This is a genomic window from Streptomyces sp. NPDC002176 (assembly GCF_044903645.1).
Lineage (GTDB): Bacteria > Actinomycetota > Actinomycetes > Streptomycetales > Streptomycetaceae > Streptomyces.
Window position 1 is genome coordinate 1,076,433 of sequence record NZ_JBJDQW010000002.1, and the last position, 21,315, is coordinate 1,097,747.

The following is a 21,315-nucleotide window of genomic DNA, read 5'->3' on the forward strand; positions in this document are numbered from 1 at the left end:
AAGAGGCCGTGATCGGGACGGGCCGGACCGGGGCGGCCCGGTCCCCCTACTCTCGGATGATGGATCAGCGAAGCACGCGTGACGCGGCGGAGATCCCTGCCGTCGAGGTCGTCGGAGCACCTCCCTGGGAGGCTTTCGATCCGGCGGCGTACGTCCAGGCCAACTACAGCCGACTGCATGCGGACGACGCGGCGATCATGCGGATATGCGGTGATTTCTTCCGTCGGCACTTCGAGCGGCACGACGCGCTGTCCGCCCGCGCGGGCATCGACGTCGGTTCCGGGCCGAACCTGTACCCGGCCCTGATGCTGCTCCCCTGGTGCGCGGAGATCACCCTGCTCGACCTCTCCCCCGCCAACGTCACGTGGCTCGAGCGGCACACCGGCGGCTATCCGGAGAGCTGGGACGCGTTCTGGGACGTGCTGAACACCGGCAGCCCGTACCGGGAGATCACCGATCCGCGCGGCAGCCTGGGCGCGAGCGCCCGGGTCGAGCACGGGGACCTGTTCCTGCTGCCCGAGGGACGCTGGGGCATCGGGACCATGTTCTTCACCGCCGAGTCCATGACGGACTCCCTCGACGTGTTCCGCGACGGCGTACGGCGCTTCGTCGAGTCGCTGCTCCCCGGCGCGCCCTTCGCCGCCGCCTTCATGGCCGGCTCGCGGGGCTACCAGGTGGGCGGTCACTTCTTCCCGTCCTGCAGCGTGGACGAACGGGCGGTGGCCGCCAGCCTCGCCCCGTACGCGGCGGACGGCCTGACGATCACGCGCCTGCACGACGGCCATGCGTTGCGCGAGGGCTACCTGGGAATGATCCTGGCCTGCGGCCGACGCCGGGACGACACCCGTTAGCGGACGAGCACCTGGGGGATGCGTGATCGAGGACGTGTTCCGCGAGACGACGGCGGAGCCGCGCACCCAGTCCGTTCCGCTGTCCCATCTCTCCCTGGAGATAGGCCACCTCTATCTGGAGGACTTCGAACGCGGACCGGAGCGGCTGCGGGAGCACTTCGCCCTCGCCCGCCCCTGGGCGGACGCCGCGGCCGCGGCCGCCGCGGTGGGGACGGCCGGACGACGGCCCCGGATCAGCACCTGCTTCCTGATCGACGACTACTTCTCCCGGTTCTCCTCGCCCGCCGACGTCGTGCCGCCGCTGCTCGCGGAGGCCGCCCGTGCGGGCCTGACCATCGACTACCTGGTCCGGGAGTCCGGCTGCGCGGTGGCCGACGGCTTCGAGCTGGCCCGGTCCGTGGCGGACCGGCTGGTCGAGTCTCCCCCGCCCGGCAGCAGCGGCGGACGGCCACCGGCCCGCCGGACCGGCTGGCTCGCCAACGGCAGACGCGGCCCCACCGGCCTGGTGGGCCACGAGAACTGGCAGCCGCCCGAGGAGACCCTGGCCCGGCGGCACTCGGTGTTCCTGGACACCGAACTCTGGGACGACGAAGGCCCGGTGCGCACCTGGTCCTGCGCCTTTCTGGCCGCCGTATGGCAGTTGCTCCGCCTCGGACTGCTGCGGCACGACGGCTCACCGGTCCTGCGGCCCGCCCTCTGGGACGGGCGGACACTGCCGGGCGACTGGGACGAACTCCCGGCGCTCCTTCAGGTCGACGCGGCCGCCGAACCCTTCGCCGCCTACCGCACCTGCTCCCTGCTGCCGTACCGGTTCCTGCCCGTCGAGCACGCCGTCATGGTCGTCCTCGACCAGACCGACGTGGACCCCGAAGCCCTCGCGCAGACCTCGCGCCGCGCCGCCGACGAAGGCATCGGCCTGCCCGCCTCGGTCGCCGAACGCGTCGGCTACGTCTTCTACCCCGGCCCCTGACATGGCGTCCGCCCCGGGCCCGGCGCCGGTGATGCTCCGCTGCGGCGAGGTGCGGACCCGCCTGCTGCCCGCGTCCCGGCCGCTGTCCGCCGAGGACACCGCCCGGCTGCTGGACCTGCGCCTCGGGGAACCCGTCACGCTCTCCGCCCGCCCCAACCGGCACGCGCTGTCCCCTCCCCTGCTCACCGGCGTCGACTGCGCCCTGCCCACCGCCGACGGCACCAAGGTCCGCGCCGTCGGCACGGTGGTCTCCCGCGCCTCGGTCACCGAGGGGCGGGTCGTCCAGGTGACCGCCTTCACCAGCGTGCCTCTGCTGGGCCCCGGCAGCCGTCGGCCGTGGTGGCACTACCTCGCACGGCCGGGAGTGGTCGAACCGCTCGGCAGACTCCCCGAACCCGCCGTGGCCCAAGGGCTCCTCACCGCCTGCCGCCCGGACGAACTGGACGTGGGGCTGATCGCGGAGGGGCTGCTCACCGAGGTCCTCGGCCATCCGCTGCTCGACCACCGGCCGCCCCTGCGGACCTCGCGCACCCGGCTGCGGTGGGTGGCGCTGCGGCCGCCCGACGGGACCACCACGCCCGCCGTCCGCCTCACCCTCGCCGCAGACGGACACCGGACGGTCGAACTACGCCTGCCCGCCGAGATCGAACCGCCCGTCATCGCGGCCTTCTGCGCGGACCTCGCACTGCACGACTGGCTGCTGACGGTCCTGACCGCCCTGCTGGACGAGGCTCCGCCGGGCAGCGCGCCGGAGGAACTCCTGCGCCCGGCCACGGCTCACCTGCTGCACCTGTGGATGCCTGCGGCCCGGCCGGACCCTCGGCTCCGCCCGCTGTGGGAGGCGCTGGAGCTGACGCCGGGGCTCACCCGCCAGTGGCAGTCCCTCGCCCAGCGGGTCCGTGACCTGCTCCTGCTGTACTCGCTGCCGGGCACGGGCGTCCCCGGCGGACCGCGACGCACCTCCCGGCGCCCACGTCAGCATCGTCGTCGACAGTGACATCGGGGGAAGCCATGCGGCGGACGCGCCGGATATCCGAAGTAGTGGTGAGAGTCGCCGTCACCGCCCTGCTGGGCGGCGTGACCTATCTGATCACCAACCTCACGGACCAGCCCGAGATCTGGAAGATCACCCTGTCCGTGTTCATCGCCGGTGCGACCCTCATCGTCCAGCAGCTCGCGGACTTCGAACGGCGGCTGGACGACGGCCTCACCGGCTTCAACGACACGACCCGGCTGATCTCCCGGCTGGACACCTCACCCGTGGGCTCCGGGGAGGTCACCCGCCTGGCCCGGAACGTCGCGGCACTCGAACCCGGCCGCCCCGACTTCCTGTACACCTTCGTCCGGGCCGAGGTACGGCGGGTGGCCGACCTCATGGAAGCGCTGCGGGGCAATCACGCGGACTACGAGGGCGAGGACCGCGACTGGCTGCTGGGCCTGGCTCGCTGCGCGGGGGCGTCCATCGACGCGGCGAGCACCTCGGTCGACCGGGACTTCTGGGGCACCGACCTCGGCCGCCACTACGTGACCGCTCAGCAGCAGGCGGTGGCGCGGGGCGTCCGGGTACGGCGGCTGCTCATCCTCGGCACCCCGGCGGACCTGGACACCGGCGTGGAGGAGCTGCGGGCCTGGCAGCGGGGTCTGGGCTTCGAGATCCGCGTACTGGTGCTGTCCACCCTGGAGACCTGGGAGCAGCGGGAGGCGGTGAAGAACTTCGTCGTCTTCGACCGGGCCATCAGCTACGAGACGACACCGGCCGACGGCGATCCGTCACGCGTCTACGAGACCAGCCTGACGGTGGGCGAACGCGTCGACGAGCGCGTACGGCGGTTCGAGACCTGGTGGGAGAGGGGCGAATAGCGGACCCCGCACACACCGCTGCCCGGCACCCCCGAGGAGCGCCGGGCAGCCGAGGTCGGCTCAGCGGACGAACACCCCCGCACTCCCCGCCAGGTCCAGGAAGTACTGGGGAGCCACGCCCAGGACCACCGTGACGGCGACGCCGACCGCAATGGCGGTCATCGTCAGGGGGGAGGGGACCGCGACGGTCGGGCCGTCCGGCTTGGGGTCGCTGAAGAACATCAGGACGATCACTCGGATGTAGAAGAAGGCGGCGATGGCCGAGGAGATCACGCCGACCACGACCAGCGGGGCCGCGCCGCCCTCCGCCGCCGCCCGGAACACCGCGAACTTCCCCGCGAAGCCGCTGGTCAGCGGGATACCGGCGAAGGCGAGGAGGAAGACGGCGAAGACCGCGGCGACCAGGGGTGAGCGGCGGCCGAGCCCCGCCCACTGGGAGAGGTGCGTCGCCTCGCCGCCCGCGTCGCGGACCAGGGTGACCACGGCGAAGGCGCCGATCGTGACGAAGGAGTACCCGGCGAGGTAGAAGAGGACCGCCGAGACACCGTCCTCCGTCGTGGCGATCACACCGGCCAGGATGAAGCCCGCGTGCGCGATGGAGGAGTACGCCAGCAGCCGCTTGATGTCGGTCTGGGTGATGGCGACGATCGCACCGGCCAGCATGGTGACGATCGCCACGCCCCACATCACCGGCCGCCAGTCCCAGCGCAGCCCCGGCAGCACCACGTACAGCAGCCGCAGCAGCGCGCCGAACGCGGCCACCTTGGTCGCGGCCGCCATGAAGCCGGTCACCGGGGTCGGGGCGCCCTGGTACACGTCCGGGGTCCACATGTGGAACGGCACCGCGCCCACCTTGAACAGCAGGCCCATCACCAGCAGCGCCATGCCGATCAGCAGCAGCGCGTCATTGCCCATGGTGTCCGCGAGCGCCGGGTCGACCCCGCTGACCGTGCCGTCCACGACGGCCGCGATGCGCGCGTACGACACCGAGCCCGCGTAGCCGTACAGCAGGGCGATGCCGAACAGGGTGAACGCCGAGGCGAACGCGCCGAGCAGGAAGTACTTGACCGCGGCCTCCTGCGACATCAGCCGCTTGCGGCGGGCCAGCGCGCACAGCAGGTACAGCGGGAGGGAGAGCACCTCCAGGGCGACGAACAGCGTCAGCAGGTCGTTCGCCGCGGGGAAGACCAGCATCCCCGCGACCGCGAAGAGCAGCAGCGGGAACACCTCGGTGGTGGTGAACCCGGCCTTCACGGCCGCCTGTTCGCCCTCCCCGCCCGGTACGGCCGCGGCCTGCGCCGCGAAGGAGTCGACCCGGTTGCCGTGCGCCGCCGGGTCGAGCCGCCGCTCGGCGAAGGTGAACAGGCCGACCAGCGCGGCCAGCAGGATCGTGCCCTCCAGGAACAGCGCCGGTCCGTCCACCGCGACCGCGCCCATGGCCGCGATGTGCGCCTTGGTGGTGCCGTACCCGCCCGCCGCGAGCGCGACGACCGCGGCGAACGCGGCGCACAGCGCGACGGCGGAGACGAACACCTGGGCGTAGTAGCGGGAGCGGCGCGGCACGAACGCCTCGACGAGCACCCCGATGAGGGCGGCGCCGAAGACGATCAGCGTCGGCGACAATTGTCCGTATTCGATCTTCGGCGCGTCGATCTTGGAGATCGGATCGGCCGCCGTTGTCCACAGGCTGTGGACGGCTGCTGCGCTCACTTGGCCGCCTCCACCGCGGGCTTGGGGTCCTTCTGATGGACATCGGACATGGTCTGCTTGACCGCCGGGTTGACGATGTCGGTGAGGGGCTTCGGATAGACGCCCAGGAAGACCAGCAGCACGATCAGCGGCGCGACCACCAGCACCTCACGCACCCTCAGGTCGGGCATCGCCGAGACCTCCGGCCTCACCGGGCCGGTCATGGTGCGCTGGTACAGCACCAGCGTGTACAGCGCCGCCAGCACGATGCCGATGGTGGCGATGATCCCGATCACCGGATACCGGCTGAACGTGCCGACCAGCACCAGGAACTCGCTGACGAACGGAGCCAGTCCGGGCAGCGACAGGGTCGCCAGACCGCCGATCAGGAACGTGCCCGCGAGCACCGGGGCGACCTTCTGCACACCGCCGTAGTCCGCGATGAGCCGGGAGCCGCGCCGGGAGATCAGGAACCCGGCGACCAGCATCAGCGCGGCCGTCGAGATCCCGTGGTTGACCATGTAGAGGGTCGCGCCGGACTGGCCCTGGGTCGTCATGGCGAAGATGCCCATCACGATGAAGCCGAAGTGCGAGATCGACGCGTACGCCACCAGCCGCTTGATGTCCCGCTGGCCGACCGCGAGCAGCGCCCCGTAGACGATGCTGATCAGGGCCAGCACCAGGATCACCGGGGTCGCCCACTTCGACGCCTCCGGGAAGAGCTGGAGGCAGAAGCGGAGCATGGCGAAGGTGCCGACCTTGTCGACCACCGCCGTGATGAGCACCGCGACCGGCGCGGTGGACTCCTGCATGGCGTTGGGCAGCCAGGTGTGCAGCGGCCACAGCGGCGCCTTCACCGCGAAGGCGAAGAAGAAGCCGAGGAACAGCCAGCGTTCGGTGCTGGTCGCCATGGTCAGCGAGCCATTGGCACGCGCCTGGACGATCTCCTGGAGGCTGAAGCTCCCGGCGACCACGTACAGCCCGATCACCGCGGCCAGCATGATCAGACCGCCGGCCAGGTTGTAGAGGAGGAACTTCACGGCCGCGTACGACCGCTGGGTGGAAGCCGCCTCCTCGCCCTGGCTGTGGGCCCGGTCCCCGAAGCCGCCGATGAGGAAGTACATCGGGATCAGCATGGCTTCGAAGAAGATGTAGAAGACGAAGACGTCGGTCGCCTCGAAGGAGATGATCACCATCGCCTCGACGGCCAGGATCAGCGCGAAGAAGCCCTGCGTGGGCCGCCACCGCCTGCTGCCCGTCTCCAAGGGGTCGGCGTCGTGCCAGCCCGCCAGCACGATGAACGGCATCAGCAGCGCGGTCAGCCCGATCAGGGCCACCGCGATGCCGTCCACGCCCAGTTCGTAGCGGACCCCGAAGTCCCTGATCCAGGAGTGCGACTCGGTGAGCTGGTAGCGGGCGCCGTCCGGGTCGAAGCGGACCAGGACGACGATCGCCAGCGCGAGCGTGGCCAGGGAGACCAGCAGGGCCAGCCATTTGGCGGCGGTGCGCTGCCGGGCGGGTACGGCGGCCGTGGCCACCGCACCGAGCGCCGGGAGCAGCGCTGTCGCTGTCAGCAGAGGAAAGGACATCGGTATCAGACCGCCCTCATCAGCAGGGTCGCGGCGACCAGGAGGGCCGCGCCGCCGAACATCGAGACCGCGTAGGAGCGGGCGAAGCCGTTCTGGACACGGCGCAGCCGCCCGGACAGGCCGCCGAAACCGGCCGCCGAGCCGTTGACGACACCGTCGACCAGGGTGTGGTCGACATAGACCAGCGAGCGGGTCAGGTGCTCGCCGCCGCGCACCAGCACGACATGGTTGAAGTCGTCCTGGTAGAGGTCGCGCCGGGCGGCGCGGGTGAGCACGGAGCCGCGCGGGGCCACGGCGGGTACGGGCTTGCGGCCGTACTGCGCCCAGGCCAGGCCCACGCCGACGACCAGGCAGACCATGGTGGCGCCGGTGATGGTGAGCGCGCTCAGCGGGGAGTTGCCCTCGCTGTGTCCGGTGACCGGCTCCAGCCAGTGCAGGAAGCGGTCGCCGATGTCGAAGAAGGCACCGCCCGCGACCGAGCCGACGGCCAGCACGATCATCGGGATCGTCATGGTCCTCGGGGACTCGTGCGGGTGGGGCTCATGACCCTCGGCGTCCGGCTGCCAGCGCTTCTCGCCGAAGAACGTCATCAGCATCACGCGGGTCATGTAGAACGCGGTGATCGCCGCGCCCAGCAGGGCCACCCCGCCGAGAATCCAGCCCTCGGTGCCGCCCTTGGCGAACGCCGCCTCGATGATCTTGTCCTTGGAGAAGAAGCCGGACAGACCGGGGAAGCCGATGATCGCGAGGTAGCCGAGGCCGAAGGTGACGAAGGTGATCGGCATGTACTTGCGCAGGGCGCCGTACTTCCGCATGTCGACCTCGTCGTTCATGCCGTGCATCACCGAACCGGCGCCGAGGAACAGCCCGGCCTTGAAGAAGCCGTGGGTGACCAGGTGCATGATCGCGAAGACGTAGCCGATCGGGCCGAGGCCCGCCGCGAGGACCATGTAGCCGATCTGCGACATGGTCGAACCGGCCAGCGCCTTCTTGATGTCGTCCTTGGCGCAACCGACGATCGCACCGAACAGCAGCGTGACCCCGCCGACGACGGTGACGACGAGCTGCGCGTCCGGGGCGCCGTTGAAGATCGCGGCGGAGCGGACGATGAGGTAGACGCCCGCCGTGACCATGGTGGCCGCGTGGATCAGGGCCGAGACCGGGGTCGGGCCCTCCATCGCGTCACCGAGCCAGGACTGCAGCGGCACCTGGGCGGACTTGCCGCACGCGGCGAGCAGCAGCATCAGGCCGATCGCGGTGAGCCGTCCCTCGGACGCCTGGCCCGCGTTCTCCAGCACCGGGCCGAAGGCGAAGGTGCCGAAGGTGGTGAACATCAGCATGATGGCGATGGACAGGCCCACGTCGCCGACCCGGTTGACCAGGAACGCCTTCTTCGCGGCGGTCGCGGCGCTGGGCTTGTGCTGCCAGAAGCCGATCAGCAGGTACGAGGCGAGGCCCACGCCCTCCCAGCCGACGTACAGCAGCAGGTAGTTGTCGGCGAGGACCAGCAGGAGCATCGCCGCGAGGAACAGGTTGAGGTAGCCGAAGAAGCGGCGGCGCCGCTCGTCGTGCTCCATGTACCCGATGGAGTAGAGGTGGATCAGCGAGCCGACCCCGGTGATCAGCAGGACGAACGTCATCGACAGCTGGTCGAGCCGCAGGGTGACGTCGGCCTGGAAGTCGCCGACCGAGATCCAGTTCCACAGGTGCTGGGTCCAGGTGCGGTGCTCGGGGTCCTCGCCGAGCAGCCCGGCGAAGAGGGCCAAGCCGATGCCGAAGGAGGCGGTCGACAGCAGGGTGCCGACCCAGTGGCCGACGGCGTCGAGGCGTCGGCCACCGAGCAGGAGCACGACGGCTCCGAGCAGGGGCGCCGCGATGAGCAGCGCGATCAGGTTCTCCACGATTCTTCCGACCCCTTACAGCTTCATCAGGCTGGCGTCGTCGACCGAGGCCGAGTGGCGGGTGCGGAACAGCGACACGATGATCGCCAGGCCCACCACGACCTCCGCGGCGGCGACGACCATCGTGAAGAACGCGATGATCTGGCCGTCGAGGTTGCCGTGCATCCGGGAGAAGGTGACGAAGGCGAGGTTGCAGGCGTTGAGCATCAGCTCCACGCACATGAACACCACGATCGCGTTCCGCCGGATCAGCACGCCGGTGGCGCCGATGGTGAACAACAGGGCCGCGAGATAGAGGTAGTTGACGGGGTTCACTGGGCCGCGTCCTCCGTCCGCTTGAAGGTCGCCGGTGTGTTCTCCGTGCGCTCCAGGCGGTCCTCGGCGCGCTGTTCCAGCGCCTTGAGGTCGCCGAGGGCCTGGGCGGAGACGTCCCGGATCTGGCCGCGTTCGCGCAGCGTCCGGCTGACGCTCAGCTCGGCGGGGGTGCCGTCGGGCAGCAGGCCCGCGATGTCCACCGCGTTGTGCCGGGCGTAGACGCCGGGGGCGGGCAGCGGGGGTACGTGCTTGTTCTCGCGGACCCGCTCGGCGGCCAGCTCGCGCTGGGTCTTGGCCCGCTCGGTGCGCTCGCGGTGGGTGAGCACCATGGCGCCGATCGCGGCGGTGATCAGCAGGGCGCCGGTCAGCTCGAAGGCGAAGACGTACTTGGTGAAGATGAGGGTCGCCAGGCCCTCCACGTTGCCGCCCGCGTTGGCCTGGCCGGTGCCGTTGAACTGGGTCAGCGAGGCGTTGGCGATGCCGCCCAGCAGCAGGACGCCGAACCCGAGCCCGCAGAGCAGGGCCAGCCAGCGCTGGCCCCTGATGGTCTCCTTCAGCGAGTCCGCGGCGGTCACGCCGACGAGCATCACCACGAAGAGGAAGAGCATCATGATCGCGCCCGTGTAGACGACGATCTGCACGACCCCCAGGAAATAGGCGCCGTTGGCCAGGTAGAACACCGCCAGGACGATCATGGTCCCGGCGAGACAGAGCGCGCTGTGCACCGCGCGCCGCATCAGGACGGTGCACAGGGCGCCGATCACGGCGACGCTGCCGAGAATCCAGAACTGGACCGCTTCTCCGGTGGAGGTGGAGTAGGCGGCTAGCTGCGCGGTCATGCCTCCACCCCCTCATCTTCAGGCTTCTCGCCCTTCGACGTGGCTACCTGGCGGACCGTGCCGGGGGCGGCCTCGGTCACCAGGCCCCGGTAGTAGTCCTGTTCGTCGGTGCCGGGGAAGATCGCGTGCGGGGAGTCGACCATGCCCTCGTCCAGACCGGCGAGCAACTGCTCCTTGGTGTAGATGAGGTTGGCCCGGCTGGAGTCGGCCAGCTCGAACTCGTTGGTCATCGTGAGCGCGCGGGTGGGGCACGCCTCGATGCACAGCCCGCACAGGATGCAGCGGGCGTAGTTGATCTGGTAGACCCTGCCGTACCGCTCGCCCGGCGAGTAGCGCTCCTCGTCGGTGTTGTCGGCGCCCTCGACATAGATGGCGTCGGCGGGGCAGGCCCAGGCGCACAGCTCGCAGCCGACGCACTTCTCCAGGCCGTCCGGATGGCGGTTGAGCTGGTGCCGTCCGTGGAAGCGGGGAGCGGTGGTCTTCTTCTGCTCCGGGTACTGCTCGGTCAGCCGCTTCTTGAACATGGCCTTGAAGGTCACGGCGAAGCCGGCCACGGGGTTCTGGAAACCGGGTGCGGTCTCCTTGGGCTCCTCAGCCATCGGACGCCTCCTTTCCATCCGGAGTCTGGTCACTCACAGTGTCCACTCCACCACTGACAATCAGCTCCCGCTCCTGGCGCGGACGGCGCCTGGGCACCGCGGGCAACTGCTGTCCGGGCAGCGGCGGTACGGGGAATCCGCCCGCCAGCGGATCGAATCCGGGTTCCGGGGCCGCGGCCTCCTCGGCCTTGGCCTTGTCGCGGAACATGTCGGCGATGAAGGAGATCAGCAGCAGGGCGAGCACGGCGCCGCCGACGTAGAGCGCGATGTCGGCGAAGTCGTAGTTCTCGTTGCGCAGCACCCGCACGGTCGCCACCAGCATCAGCCAGACCACCGAGACCGGGATGAGCACCTTCCAGCCGAGCTTCATCAGCTGGTCGTAGCGGACGCGGGGGAGCGTGCCGCGCAGCCAGATGAAGAAGAACAGCAGCAGCTGGACCTTGATGACGAACCAGAGCATCGGCCACCAGCCGTGGTTGGCACCCTCCCAGAAGGTGCTGATGGGCCAGGGGGCCCGCCAGCCGCCGAGGAAGAGGGTGGCCGTCACCGCCGACACCGTCACCATGTTCATGTACTCGGCGAGCATGAACAGCGCGAACTTGATCGACGAGTACTCGGTGTTGAAGCCGCCGACCAGGTCGCCCTCGGACTCCGGCATGTCGAAGGGGGCGCGGTTGGTCTCGCCCACCATCGTGATCACGTAGAGGATGAAGGAGACCGGCAGCAGCAGGATGTACCAGCGGTCGTGCTGCTGTTCCACGATGGTGGAGGTCGACATCGACCCCGAGTAGAGGAACACCGAGGCGAACGCGGCGCCCATGGCGATCTCGTACGAGATCATCTGCGCGCAGGAGCGCAGGCCGCCCAGCAGCGGGTAGGTCGAGCCGGAACTCCAGCCCGCCAGCACGATGCCGTAGATGCCGATCGAGGCGACCGCGAGGATGTAGAGCATCGCGATCGGCAGGTCGGTGAGCTGCATGGTGGTGCGGTGGCCGAAGATCGAGATCTCGTTGCCGGCGGGTCCGAAGGGGATCACCGCGATCGCCATGCAGGCCGGGATGACCGCGACGACCGGCGCGAGGACGTAGATCACCTTGTCCGCGCGTTTGACGACGACGTCCTCCTTGAGCATCAGCTTCACGCCGTCGGCGAGCGACTGGAGCATGCCCCAGGGGCCGTGCCGGTTGGGGCCGACGCGCAGCTGCATCCAGGCGACGACCTTGCGCTCCCAGACGATGGACAGCAGCACCGTCAGCATCAGGAACGCGAAGCAGAACACCGCCTTGACGACGACCAGCCACCAGGGGTCGCGGCCGAACAGCGAGAGGTCTTCAGCGGCGAGGAACGGGCTCATCCTCGAACCTCCTTGGGGGCCTCGTCGGCGAGCGCCGCCGGGCCGATACGGACGAGGGAGCCGGGCCGGGCCCCGGTGTCGGAGGCGACGCCGCGGCCGACCGAGTCCAGCGGGAGCCAGACCACCCGGTCGGGCATCTCGGTGATCTCCAGGGGGAGTTCGGTCGTCCCGGCGGGGCCGGTGACGGCGAGCGCGTCGCCGTCCTTGACGCCCGCCTCGGCGGCCGTCGCCGCGGACACGCGCGCGTGGGCGGCGTGCCGGGTCCCGGCCAGCGCCTCGTCGCCCTGCTGGAGGACGCCGAGGTCGAGCAGGAGCCGGTGTCCGGCGAGCACGGCCTCACCGGCGGCCGGGCGGGGCAGCGCGGCCCCGTCGTGCAGCGGGTCGGCGGCGGTGGCCCCGGTCCAGGCGCCGAGGCGGTCGATCTCCGCACGGGTGGTGCGCAGGTCCGGCAGGCCCAGATGGACGTTCATCGCGTCGGCCAGCATCTGCAGGACGCGGGCGTCGGCCGGGGCGAGACGGCGGGTCATCTGGTCGGGCTTGAGCGCGGCCTCGAAGAAGCGGACCCGGCCCTCCCAGTTGAGGAAGGTGCCCGCCTTCTCGACCACCGCCGCGACCGGCAGCACCACGTCGGCGCGCTCGGTGACCTCGCTGGGCCGCAGCTCCAGCGAGACCAGGAAGCCGACGCTGTCGAGCGCCTCACGCGCGCGTGCCGGGTCGGGCAGGTCGGCGACCTCCACCCCGGCGACGAGCAGCGCGGACAGCTCGCCGGTGGCGGCGGCCTCCACGATCTGCTGGGTGTCGCGGCCGTAGCGGGCGGGGAGTTCGGCCAGCCCCCAGGCGGCGGCGACCTCCTCCCGCGCGCGCGGGTCGGTGGCCGGGCGGCCGCCCGGCAGCAGCGAGGGCAGCGCGCCCGCCTCGACGGCGCCGCGCTCCCCCGCCCGCCGCGGAATCCACACCAGCCGGGCGCCGGTCGCGGCGGCCACGCGCGCGGCGGCCGTCAGACCGCCCTCGACGCCCGCGAGCCGCTCGCCGACCACGATCACCGCGCCCTCGGCGCGCAGCGCCTCGGCCGCCCCGGTGCCCGCCTCCTCCAGACCGACCCCGCTGCCCAGCGCGTCCAGCCACTCGGGCTCGGTGCCGGGCGCGGCGGGCAGCAGGGTGCCGCCCGCCTTCGTCAGGCCGCGGGTGGCGTGCGTGGCCAGCGAGTACACCTTCTGACCGTGCTTGCGCCACGCCTTGCGCAGCCGCAGGAAGACGCCGGGCGCCTCCTCCTCGGCCTCGAACCCGACCAGCAGCACGGCGGGCGCCTGCTCCAGCGCGGTGTACGTGACCCCGGTGCCGTCGAGGTCGCGACCCCGCCCGGCCACCCGGGCGGCCAGGAAGTCGGCCTCCTCGCCGCTGTGCACACGGGCCCGGAAGTCGATGTCGTTGGTGTCGAGCGCCACCCGCGCGAACTTGCTGTACGCGTACGCGTCCTCGACGGTCAGCCGACCCCCGGTGAGCACCCCGGCGCGGGAGCGAGCGGCGCCGAGGCCGCGCGCGGCCGCGTCCAGCGCCTCCGGCCAGGAGGCCGGTTCCAGCACGCCCTCGGCGTTGCGGACCAGCGGGGTGTCGAGCCGGTCGCGCAGCTGGGCGTAGCGGAACGCGAAGCGGCCCTTGTCGCAGACCCAGTCCTCGTTGACCTCCGGGTCGTTGGCGGCGAGCCGCCGCATGACCTTGCCGCGCCGGTGGTCGGTACGGGTGGCGCAGCCGCCCGAGCAGTGCTCGCACACCGACGGCGAGGAGATCAGGTCGAAGGGGCGCGACCGGAACCGGTAGGCGGCGGAGGTGAGCGCGCCGACCGGGCAGATCTGGATGGTGTTGCCGGAGAAGTACGACTCGAACGGGTCGCCCTCGCCGGTGCCGACCTGCTGGAGCGCGCCCCGCTCGATCAGCTCGATCATCGGGTCGCCCGCGACCTGGTTGGAGAACCGGGTGCAGCGGGCGCACAGCACGCACCGCTCACGGTCCAGCAGCACCTGGGTGGAGATCGGCACCGGCTTCTCGTAGGTGCGCTTGCGGCCCTCGAAGCGGGTGTCGGCGTTGCCGTGCGACATGGCCTGGTTCTGCAGCGGGCACTCGCCGCCCTTGTCGCAGACCGGGCAGTCCAGCGGGTGGTTGATGAGCAGCAGCTCCATCACCCCGTGCTGGGCCTTCTCGGCGACCGGCGAGGTGAGCTGCGTCTTCACCACCATGCCGTCGGTGCAGGTGATGGTGCAGGACGCCATCGGCTTGCGCTGGCCCTCCACCTCCACGATGCACTGGCGGCAGGCACCGGCCGGGTCCAGCAGGGGGTGGTCGCAGAAGCGCGGGATCTCGATGCCGAGCTGTTCGGCGGCCCGGATGACCAGGGTGCCCTTGGGCACGCTGAGTTCGATGCCGTCGATCGTCAGCGTGACGAGGTCCTCCGGCGGGACCGCCGCCTGCCCCCCTCCTGAGGGGGCACTGGTGGTCACGGTCATGCGTTCACCTCCGGGCGGTCCGCCCAGGCCGTCGACTTGGCCGGGTCGAAGGGGCAGCCCCGGCCCGTGATGTGCTGCTCGTACTCCTCGCGGAAGTACTTCAGCGAGGAGAAGATCGGTGAAGCCGCGCCGTCGCCCAGGGCGCAGAAGGACTTGCCGTTGATGTTGTCGGCGATGTCGTTCAGCTTGTCGAGGTCGGACATCGCCCCCTTGCCCGCCTCGATGTCGCGCAGCAACTGGACCAGCCAGTACGTCCCTTCGCGGCAGGGCGTGCACTTGCCGCAGGACTCGTGGGCGTAGAACTCGGTCCAGCGGGTGACCGCCCGGACCACGCAGGTGGTCTCGTCGAAGCACTGCAGCGCCTTGGTGCCGAGCATGGAACCGGCGGCGCCGACGCCCTCGTAGTCGAGGGGCACGTCCAGGTGTTCGTCGGTGAACATCGGGGTGGAGGAGCCGCCCGGGGTCCAGAACTTCAGCCGGTGGCCGGGGCGCATGCCGCCGCTCATGTCGAGCAGCTGGCGCAGGGTGATGCCGAGCGGTGCCTCGAACTGGCCGGGGCTCGCCACGTGCCCGCTGAGCGAGTACAGCGTGAAGCCGGGCGACTTCTCGCTGCCCATCGAGCGGAACCAGTCCTTGCCCTGGTGCATGATCGCGGGAACCGAGGCGATCGACTCGACGTTGTTCACCACGGTGGGGCAGGCGTACAGGCCCTCGACGGCGGGGAACGGCGGCCGCAGCCTCGGCTGGCCGCGGCGCCCCTCCAGCGAGTCGAGCAGCGCGGTCTCCTCGCCGCAGATGTACGCGCCCGCGCCCGCGTGCACGGTGAGTTCGAGGTCGAGCCCGCTGCCGAGGATGTCCTGACCCAGGAACCCGGCCTCGTACGCCTCGCGCACCGCCTCGTGCAGCCGCCGCAGGACGGGGACGACCTCGCCGCGCAGATAGATGAAGGCGTGCGAGGAGCGGATCGCGTAGCAGGCGATCACGATGCCCTCGATGAGGCTGTGCGGGTTGGCGTAGAGGAGCGGGATGTCCTTGCAGGTGCCGGGCTCGGACTCGTCGGCGTTGACGACGAGGTAGTGCGGCTTGCCGTCGCCCTGCGGGATGAACTGCCACTTCATGCCGGTCGGGAAGCCCGCGCCGCCGCGGCCGCGCAGCCCGGATTCCTTGACGTAGGCGATCAGGTCGTCCGGGGACATGGCGAGCGCCTTGCGCAGGCCCTCGTAGCCGTCGTGCCGCCGGTAGACGTCCAGCGACCAGGAGCGGTCCTCGTCCCAGAAGGCCGAGAGGACGGGGGCGAGCAGCTTCTCGGGGCTGGTGTCGTCCTTGACGTCGGTCACCACGGTCATCACTCCCCCTCCTCTGCGGTCGGGCCGGACGGGTGCGCCGGGTCGGAGGCCGAGGTCTCCACCGGGTCGTGGGAGCTGAGGCGCTCGGTCGGTGAGGGCTCGTGCACCGTGTCCTCCTCCTGCGGAGCGGCGTCGCGCGGGTGGACCACGCGCGCGGGGTGCGCCTCGCCCTTGGCCAGGCGCAGGCCGACCAGGGAGGCGGGGCCCGCGCTGCCGCCCTCCTCGACGGCGCCGGGGCGCTCGTCGGGGAAGCCGGCCAGGATGCGGGCGGTCTCCTTGAAGGTGCACAGCCGGGCGCCTCGGGTGGGCTGCACGGGCTGTCCGGCGCGCAGGTCGTCGACGAGGCGTACGGCGCTGGCCGGGGTCTGGTCGTCGAAGAACTCCCAGTTGACCATCACGACCGGTGCGTAGTCGCAGGCCGCGTTGCACTCGATGTGCTCCAGGGTGACCTTGCCGTCGCCGGTGGTCTCGCCGTTGCCGACGCCCAGGTGCTCCTGGAGGGTCTCGAAGATGGCGTCGCCGCCCATGACCGCGCACAAAGTGTTGGTGCAGACGCCCACCTGGTAGTCGCCGGAGGGCTTGCGGCGGTACATGGAGTAGAAGGTGGCGACCGCGGTGACCTCGGCGGTGGTCAGCTCCAGCACGTCGGCGCAGAACTTCATGCCGGTCCGGGTGACGTAGCCGTCCTCGGCCTGCACGAGGTGCAGCAGCGGCAGCAGGGCGGAGCGGGAGTCGGGGTAGCGCGCGATCACCTCGCGCGCGTCCGTCTCCAGCCGGGCCCGGACGTCGTCCGGGTAGGCGGGCGGGGGCAGTTCCGGCATGCCCAGGCCGACGCCCCGCTCGGAAGAAGAGGTGGTCACCGGTCGACGCCTCCCATCACGGGGTCGATGGACGCCACGGCCACGATGACGTCGGCGACCTGACCGCCCTCGCACATCGCCGCCATGGCCTGCAGATTGGTGAAGGACGGGTCGCGGAAGTGGACCCGGAAGGGGCGGGTGCCGCCGTCGGAGACGGCGTGCACGCCGAGTTCGCCCTTGGGCGACTCGACGGCCGCGTACGCCTGGCCCGGCGGGACCCGGAAGCCCTCGGTGACCAGCTTGAAGTGGTGGATCAGGGCCTCCATGGAGGTGCCCATGATCTTCTTGATGTGGTCCAGGGAGTTGCCGAGCCCGTCCGGCCCGAGCGCCAGCTGCGCGGGCCAGGCGATCTTCTTGTCGGCGACCATGACCGGGCCCGGCTGGAGCCGGTCCAGGCACTGCTCGATGATCCGCAGCGACTGGCGCATCTCCTCCAGCCGGATCAGGAAGCGGCCGTAGGAGTCGCAGGTCTCGGCGGTGGGCACGTCGAAGTCGTAGTTCTCGTAGCCGCAGTACGGCTGGGCCTTGCGCAGGTCGTGCGGGAGGCCGGTGGAGCGGAGGATCGGGCCGGTGGCGCCGAGCGCCATGCAGCCGGCCAGGTCGAGGTGGCCGACGTCCTGCATCCGGGCCTTGAAGATGGGGTTCCCGGTGGCGAGCTTGTCGTACTCCGGGAGGTTCTTCCGCATCTTCTTGACGAACTCGCGGATCTGGTCGACCGCGCCGGGCGGCAGGTCCTGGGCGAGTCCGCCGGGGCGGATGTACGCGTGGTTCATGCGCAGGCCGGTGATCAGCTCGTAGATGTCGAGGATCATCTCGCGGTCGCGGAAGCCGTAGATCATGATCGTGGTGGAGCCCAGCTCCATGCCGCCGGTGGCGATGCACACCAGGTGCGACGACAGCCGGTTCAGCTCCATCAGGAGCACCCGGATGATGTCGGTCCGCTCGGTGATCTGGTCCTCGATGCCGAGCAGCTTCTCGACGGCGAGACAGTAGGCGGTCTCGTTGAAGAAGGACGTCAGGTAATCCATGCGCGTGACGAAGGTGGTGCCCTGCGTCCACGTGCGGTACTCGAGGTTCTTCTCGATGCCGGTGTGCAGATAGCCGATGCCGCAGCGGGCCTCGGTGACCGTCTCGCCCTCGATCTCCAGGATGAGCCGGAGCACTCCGTGGGTGGACGGGTGCTGGGGACCCATGTTGACGACGATGCGCTCGTCGTCCGCCTTGGCCGCGGACTGGACGACCTCGTCCCAGTCGCCACCGGTGACCGTGTAGACGGTTCCCTCGGTGGTGGCGCGGCCGGTTGCGTGGGGAGTGCTCACGAGTACGACCTCCGCTGGTCCGGAGCCGGGATCTGGGCGCCCTTGTACTCGACGGCGATGCCGCCGAGGGGGTAGTCCTTGCGTTGCGGGTGGCCCTGCCAGTCGTCCGGCATCATGATCCGGGTGAGGGCCGGGTGGCCGTCGAAGACGATCCCGAAGAAGTCGTACGTCTCGCGCTCGTGCCAGTCGTTGGTCGGGTAGACCGCGACCAGGGACGGGATGCGCGGGTCGGCGTCGGGGGCGCTGACCTCCAGCCGGATCAGCCGGTTGTGGGTGATCGAGCGCAGGTGGTAGACCGCGTGCAGTTCGCGGCCCTTGTCGCTCGGGTAGTGCGTCCCGCTGACGCCGGTGCACAGCTCGAAGCGGAGCGCCGGGTCGTCGCGCAGGGTGCGGGCGACGCGGACCAGGTGCTCGCGCTCGATGTGGAAGGTCAGCTCGTCGCGGTCGACGACGGTGCGCTCGATGGCGTTCTCGGGGAGCAGGCCCTGCTCCTCCAGCGCGCCCTCCAGCTCGTCGGCGACCTCGTCGAACCAGCCGCCGTAGGGGCGGCTCGTCGCGCCGGGGAGCCGGATCGAGCGGACCAGGCCGTCGTAGCCGGAGGTGTCGCCGCCGTTGTTCGCGCCGAACATGCCGCGCTGGACGCGGATCTCCTCGCCGCCCTGGCCACGCTGGCCGGGGAGGTTGGAGACCGAGAGGTCCTTCTCGGGGTTGACGCCGTTGGTGCCCTTGTCGTCGCTCACCGCAGCAGCCCCTTCATCTCGATCGTGGGCAGGGCCTTGAGCGCGGCTTCCTCGGCCTCCCGGGCGGCTTCCTCGGCGTTGACGCCGAGCTTGGTGCCCTGGATCTTCTGGTGGAGCTTGAGGATCGCGTCCAGCAGCATCTCGGGGCGGGGCGGGCAGCCGGGGAGATAGATGTCGACCGGGACGATGTGGTCGACGCCCTGGACGATCGCGTAGTTGTTGAACATGCCGCCCGAGGACGCGCAGACGCCCATGGAGATGACCCACTTCGGGTTGGGCATCTGGTCGTAGACCTGCCGCAGCACCGGCGCCATCTTCTGGCTGACCCGGCCCGCGACGATCATCAGGTCGGCCTGGCGCGGTGAGCCGCGGAAGACCTCCATGCCGAAGCGGGCGAGGTCGTAGCGTCCGGCGCCGGTGGTCATCATCTCGATGGCGCAGCAGGCGAGTCCGAAGGTGGCCGGGAAGACGGACGCCTTGCGCACCCAGCCCGCGGCCTGCTCGACGGTGGTCAGCAGAAAGCCGCTCGGCAGCTTTTCTTCGAGTCCCATGACTTAAAGGCCCCTCAGTCCCATTCCAGGCCGCCGCGCCGCCATACGTACGCGTACGCGACGAAGACGGTGAGCACGAAGAGCAGCATCTCCACGAGCCCGAAGACCCCGAGCGCGTCGAAGGTGACGGCCCAGGGGTAGAGGAAGACGATCTCGATGTCGAAGACGATGAAGAGCATCGCCGTCAGGTAGTACTTGATGGGGAAGCGCCCGCCGCCGGCCGGCGTGGGGGTCGGCTCGATGCCGCATTCGTAGGCTTCGAGCTTCGCGCGGTTGTAGCGCTTCGGACCGATCAGCGCGGCCATGACCACGGAGAAGATCGCAAAGCCTGCCCCGAGGGCTCCCAGTACGAGGATGGGCGCGTACGCGTTCACCGCTCCTCGCTCCCTTCAGTCGGCATTGACTGGTGGCGGTTCAGGGGCTCACAGCTGCCTCTTCCGTCCCACCGACCCCAACCGTCCCGGCGAAGATCGAGAACATGTGAAGCAGGTCACAAGCCCAACTGCTCCGCATCCTATGCCCGACGCTCTGTGATCTGCGACACGGGGTATTGCACAAGCTTTGTGATCTCCACCACCTGACGAAGGATCATGAAGGCGGAGGATGGGTGATCTTCGTACGCGAAGCGTTCAGTTGATCACCAGAAGTGACAATCCCGCTCGTCCGTGCAGGCCAGAGGGGGTGCGGAGGGGGTGCCTCAATATCAAGAGAGTTCCGGCGCATGCAAATTGGTGCTGGACGCACCCGACTGCTAGTGCGGGACATTCACACCCCGGAGGGAGATCCGGGGCGCGATGTGGACGCGGTCCGGGTGCGTGCGCGCGTTCACGAACTCCGGCCGCGCGGTCGTTCGTCGCGGACGCGACCGCTCCGGTGACCGTTCCGTGACCTCCGCCACACCGGTAGCGGCCGTTCCGGAACCGGGCTTGGCCATCGACCCCAACCGATGGTAGGCGCGGGGCAATTCGGACGTAATGATCAAAGACCGTGATCAACGGGCCAATGAGCCCCGTCCGCTATGTCCGTTACGGCGTCAATAAAGAGTGACGCGACCAGGTTTCGGGGAACCGATTGAACAATTGTGGCGCAGCACACGTTTGTTGAAGATATGAAGGAGCCCCTGGTACCGGTTGTTCCCATGTCCCACACCGCTCACATACGCAGCCACCGGAAGCCCCGCCGCAGCGCGTCGTCCATCGTCGTGCGGACCGGCGTCGCCGGCGGCGTTCTCAGCACCCTGGCGGTCGCCGGAGCGGCCGGCTACGCGAACGCGGCCGAGGCCGAGCCCGTGACGCAGACGCTCGAACTCCCCACCCTCACCGCCGACGTGGCCACCCAGGTCGCGCAGTCCGCGGACGCCACCCAGCAGGCGGCCGCGAACTACGAGCTGCAGGCCGAGCGTGACGCGGCCGCCGCCAGCGCCGCGAAGCAGGCCAAGGCGGACCTCGCCGAGGCCAAGCAGAAGGCCGAGGCGAAGAAGAAGGCGCAGGAGGAGGCCCGCAAGCAGGCCGCCGCCCGCGCCACCCGCAACGCCGAGCGCACCGTGCTGGCCGCGAGCGCGAGCGTGGGCAGCTCCACGGTCACCGGCTCGTCCAGCGCGACCGGTTCGGCCGCGTCCATCGTGTCGTTCGTGAAGTCCCAGGTCGGCAAGGCGTACGTCTCCGGCGCCACCGGTCCGTCCGCGTACGACTGCTCGGGCCTGGTGCAGACGGCGTTCAAGCAGGTCGGCATCAGCCTGCCGCGCGTCTCCCAGGACCAGTCCACGGCAGGCACCCAGGTCTCCCTGGACAACCTCCAGCCCGGCGACATCCTGTACTGGGGCAGCGCGGGCAGCGCGTACCACGTGGGCGTCTACGTCGGCGACGGCATGTTCGTCGGCGCCCAGAACCCCTCCTCCGGCGTCGTGGAGCGTCCCCTCTCCTACGACCAGCCCACCGGCGCGGTCCGGGTCCTCTGACCCCCCGCGCACCCCGCACACGAAAGGCCGCTGCCCTCGGGGGGCAGCGGCCTTCGCGCGTCTCCTGCCATGCT

At 70.4% G+C, this 21,315-nt stretch carries 19 protein-coding genes; 5 read left to right on the plus strand and 14 right to left on the minus strand.

The features are described 5' to 3' along the window. Positions 1–59 precede the first annotated feature (59 nt). The 4 genes from ACI2LY_RS13255 to ACI2LY_RS13270 are packed head-to-tail and all read left to right on the plus strand — an operon-like array spanning position 60 to position 3,681. Positions 60–851, plus strand: coding sequence for an SCO2525 family SAM-dependent methyltransferase (locus ACI2LY_RS13255; protein ID WP_404707210.1), 792 nt, complete (start codon positions 60–62; stop codon positions 849–851). A gap of 22 nt (positions 852–873) precedes the next feature. Then, positions 874–1,821, plus strand: coding sequence for an SCO2522 family protein (locus ACI2LY_RS13260; protein WP_404707211.1), 948 nt, complete (start codon positions 874–876; stop codon positions 1,819–1,821). A gap of 1 nt (position 1,822) precedes the next feature. After that, positions 1,823–2,818, plus strand: coding sequence for an SCO2521 family protein (locus ACI2LY_RS13265; RefSeq protein WP_404707212.1), 996 nt, complete (start codon positions 1,823–1,825; stop codon positions 2,816–2,818). 47 nt (positions 2,819–2,865) lie between these two features. Next, positions 2,866–3,681 (plus strand): hypothetical protein, encoded by an 816-nt coding sequence (locus tag ACI2LY_RS13270; RefSeq protein ID WP_404707213.1) that lies wholly within the window; start codon positions 2,866–2,868, stop codon positions 3,679–3,681. 60 nt (positions 3,682–3,741) lie between these two features. On the opposite strand, the gene nuoN is transcribed toward ACI2LY_RS13270, so the two are convergent. The 14 genes from nuoN to ACI2LY_RS13340 are packed head-to-tail and all read right to left on the minus strand — an operon-like array spanning position 3,742 to position 19,658. Then, entirely contained in the window at positions 3,742–5,391 is a 1,650-nt protein-coding gene (gene nuoN, locus ACI2LY_RS13275) for an NADH-quinone oxidoreductase subunit NuoN (RefSeq protein ID WP_404707214.1), read from the minus strand. Beyond that, a complete protein-coding gene (locus ACI2LY_RS13280; protein WP_404707215.1) occupies positions 5,388–6,959 on the minus strand; it encodes an NADH-quinone oxidoreductase subunit M in 1,572 nt (523 codons plus the stop codon). The genes nuoN and ACI2LY_RS13280 overlap by 4 nt, the downstream gene beginning before the upstream one ends. Positions 6,960–6,964: 5 nt before the next feature. Beyond that, positions 6,965–8,860 (minus strand): NADH-quinone oxidoreductase subunit L, encoded by a 1,896-nt coding sequence (gene nuoL / locus ACI2LY_RS13285; RefSeq protein ID WP_404707216.1) that lies wholly within the window; start codon positions 8,858–8,860, stop codon positions 6,965–6,967. 15 nt (positions 8,861–8,875) lie between these two features. Next, positions 8,876–9,175: an NADH-quinone oxidoreductase subunit NuoK gene (nuoK, locus tag ACI2LY_RS13290; protein WP_030742982.1), complete on the minus strand. Its 300-nt coding sequence runs from the start codon at positions 9,173–9,175 to the stop codon at positions 8,876–8,878. Further along, positions 9,172–10,014 carry an NADH-quinone oxidoreductase subunit J gene (locus tag ACI2LY_RS13295; protein ID WP_404707217.1) on the minus strand — a complete coding sequence of 281 codons (843 nt, stop codon included), beginning with the start codon at positions 10,012–10,014 and terminating at the stop codon, positions 9,172–9,174. The genes nuoK and ACI2LY_RS13295 overlap by 4 nt, the downstream gene beginning before the upstream one ends. Further along, positions 10,011–10,613, minus strand: a complete 603-nt coding sequence (gene nuoI, locus ACI2LY_RS13300; protein ID WP_393914755.1) for an NADH-quinone oxidoreductase subunit NuoI — start codon at positions 10,611–10,613, stop codon at positions 10,011–10,013. Before nuoI ends, ACI2LY_RS13295 begins: the two co-directional genes overlap by 4 nt. Then, a complete protein-coding gene (gene nuoH / locus ACI2LY_RS13305; protein WP_404707218.1) occupies positions 10,606–11,967 on the minus strand; it encodes an NADH-quinone oxidoreductase subunit NuoH in 1,362 nt (453 codons plus the stop codon). The genes nuoI and nuoH overlap by 8 nt, the downstream gene beginning before the upstream one ends. Next, positions 11,964–14,468 (minus strand): NADH-quinone oxidoreductase subunit G, encoded by a 2,505-nt coding sequence (locus ACI2LY_RS13310; protein ID WP_404707219.1) that lies wholly within the window; start codon positions 14,466–14,468, stop codon positions 11,964–11,966. Before ACI2LY_RS13310 ends, nuoH begins: the two co-directional genes overlap by 4 nt. Then, the gene (gene nuoF / locus ACI2LY_RS13315) at positions 14,465–15,814 is read right to left on the minus strand and encodes an NADH-quinone oxidoreductase subunit NuoF (protein WP_404707220.1); all 1,350 of its coding nucleotides are present in this window, start codon (positions 15,812–15,814) and stop codon (positions 14,465–14,467) included. Before nuoF ends, ACI2LY_RS13310 begins: the two co-directional genes overlap by 4 nt. Then, positions 15,814–16,674, minus strand: coding sequence for an NADH-quinone oxidoreductase subunit NuoE (gene nuoE, locus ACI2LY_RS13320; RefSeq protein ID WP_404707221.1), 861 nt, complete (start codon positions 16,672–16,674; stop codon positions 15,814–15,816). The genes nuoF and nuoE overlap by 1 nt, the downstream gene beginning before the upstream one ends. Beyond that, positions 16,671–17,993, minus strand: coding sequence for an NADH-quinone oxidoreductase subunit D (locus ACI2LY_RS13325; RefSeq protein WP_404707222.1), 1,323 nt, complete (start codon positions 17,991–17,993; stop codon positions 16,671–16,673). Before ACI2LY_RS13325 ends, nuoE begins: the two co-directional genes overlap by 4 nt. Next, positions 17,990–18,733, minus strand: a complete 744-nt coding sequence (locus ACI2LY_RS13330) for an NADH-quinone oxidoreductase subunit C (protein ID WP_404707223.1) — start codon at positions 18,731–18,733, stop codon at positions 17,990–17,992. Before ACI2LY_RS13330 ends, ACI2LY_RS13325 begins: the two co-directional genes overlap by 4 nt. Then, positions 18,730–19,284, minus strand: coding sequence for an NADH-quinone oxidoreductase subunit B family protein (locus ACI2LY_RS13335; protein WP_164191787.1), 555 nt, complete (start codon positions 19,282–19,284; stop codon positions 18,730–18,732). Before ACI2LY_RS13335 ends, ACI2LY_RS13330 begins: the two co-directional genes overlap by 4 nt. A gap of 14 nt (positions 19,285–19,298) precedes the next feature. Further along, complete coding sequence (locus ACI2LY_RS13340; protein WP_030813697.1) at positions 19,299–19,658, minus strand: NADH-quinone oxidoreductase subunit A; 360 nt, start codon at positions 19,656–19,658, stop codon at positions 19,299–19,301. 764 nt (positions 19,659–20,422) lie between these two features. Here ACI2LY_RS13340 and ACI2LY_RS13345 point away from each other — a divergent pair. Continuing rightward, a complete protein-coding gene (locus ACI2LY_RS13345) occupies positions 20,423–21,241 on the plus strand; it encodes a C40 family peptidase (protein ID WP_404707224.1) in 819 nt (272 codons plus the stop codon). The last annotated feature ends 74 nt before the right edge of the window (positions 21,242–21,315 follow it).

Coding starts and splice junctions, on each gene's coding strand:
- ACI2LY_RS13255 (WP_404707210.1), top strand. CDS start 60: ATGGATCAGCGAAGCACGCGTGACGCGGCGGAGATCCCTGCCGTCGAG.
- ACI2LY_RS13265 (WP_404707212.1), top strand. CDS start 1,823: ATGGCGTCCGCCCCGGGCCCGGCGCCGGTGATGCTCCGCTGCGGCGAG.
- ACI2LY_RS13280 (WP_404707215.1), bottom strand. CDS start 6,959: ATGTCCTTTCCTCTGCTGACAGCGACAGCGCTGCTCCCGGCGCTCGGT.
- ACI2LY_RS13295 (WP_404707217.1), bottom strand. CDS start 10,014: ATGACCGCGCAGCTAGCCGCCTACTCCACCTCCACCGGAGAAGCGGTC.
- nuoI (WP_393914755.1), bottom strand. CDS start 10,613: ATGGCTGAGGAGCCCAAGGAGACCGCACCCGGTTTCCAGAACCCCGTG.
- nuoH (WP_404707218.1), bottom strand. CDS start 11,967: ATGAGCCCGTTCCTCGCCGCTGAAGACCTCTCGCTGTTCGGCCGCGAC.
- ACI2LY_RS13310 (WP_404707219.1), bottom strand. CDS start 14,468: ATGACCGTGACCACCAGTGCCCCCTCAGGAGGGGGGCAGGCGGCGGTC.
- nuoF (WP_404707220.1), bottom strand. CDS start 15,814: ATGACCGTGGTGACCGACGTCAAGGACGACACCAGCCCCGAGAAGCTG.
- ACI2LY_RS13335 (WP_164191787.1), bottom strand. CDS start 19,284: ATGGGACTCGAAGAAAAGCTGCCGAGCGGCTTTCTGCTGACCACCGTC.
- ACI2LY_RS13345 (WP_404707224.1), top strand. CDS start 20,423: ATGTCCCACACCGCTCACATACGCAGCCACCGGAAGCCCCGCCGCAGC.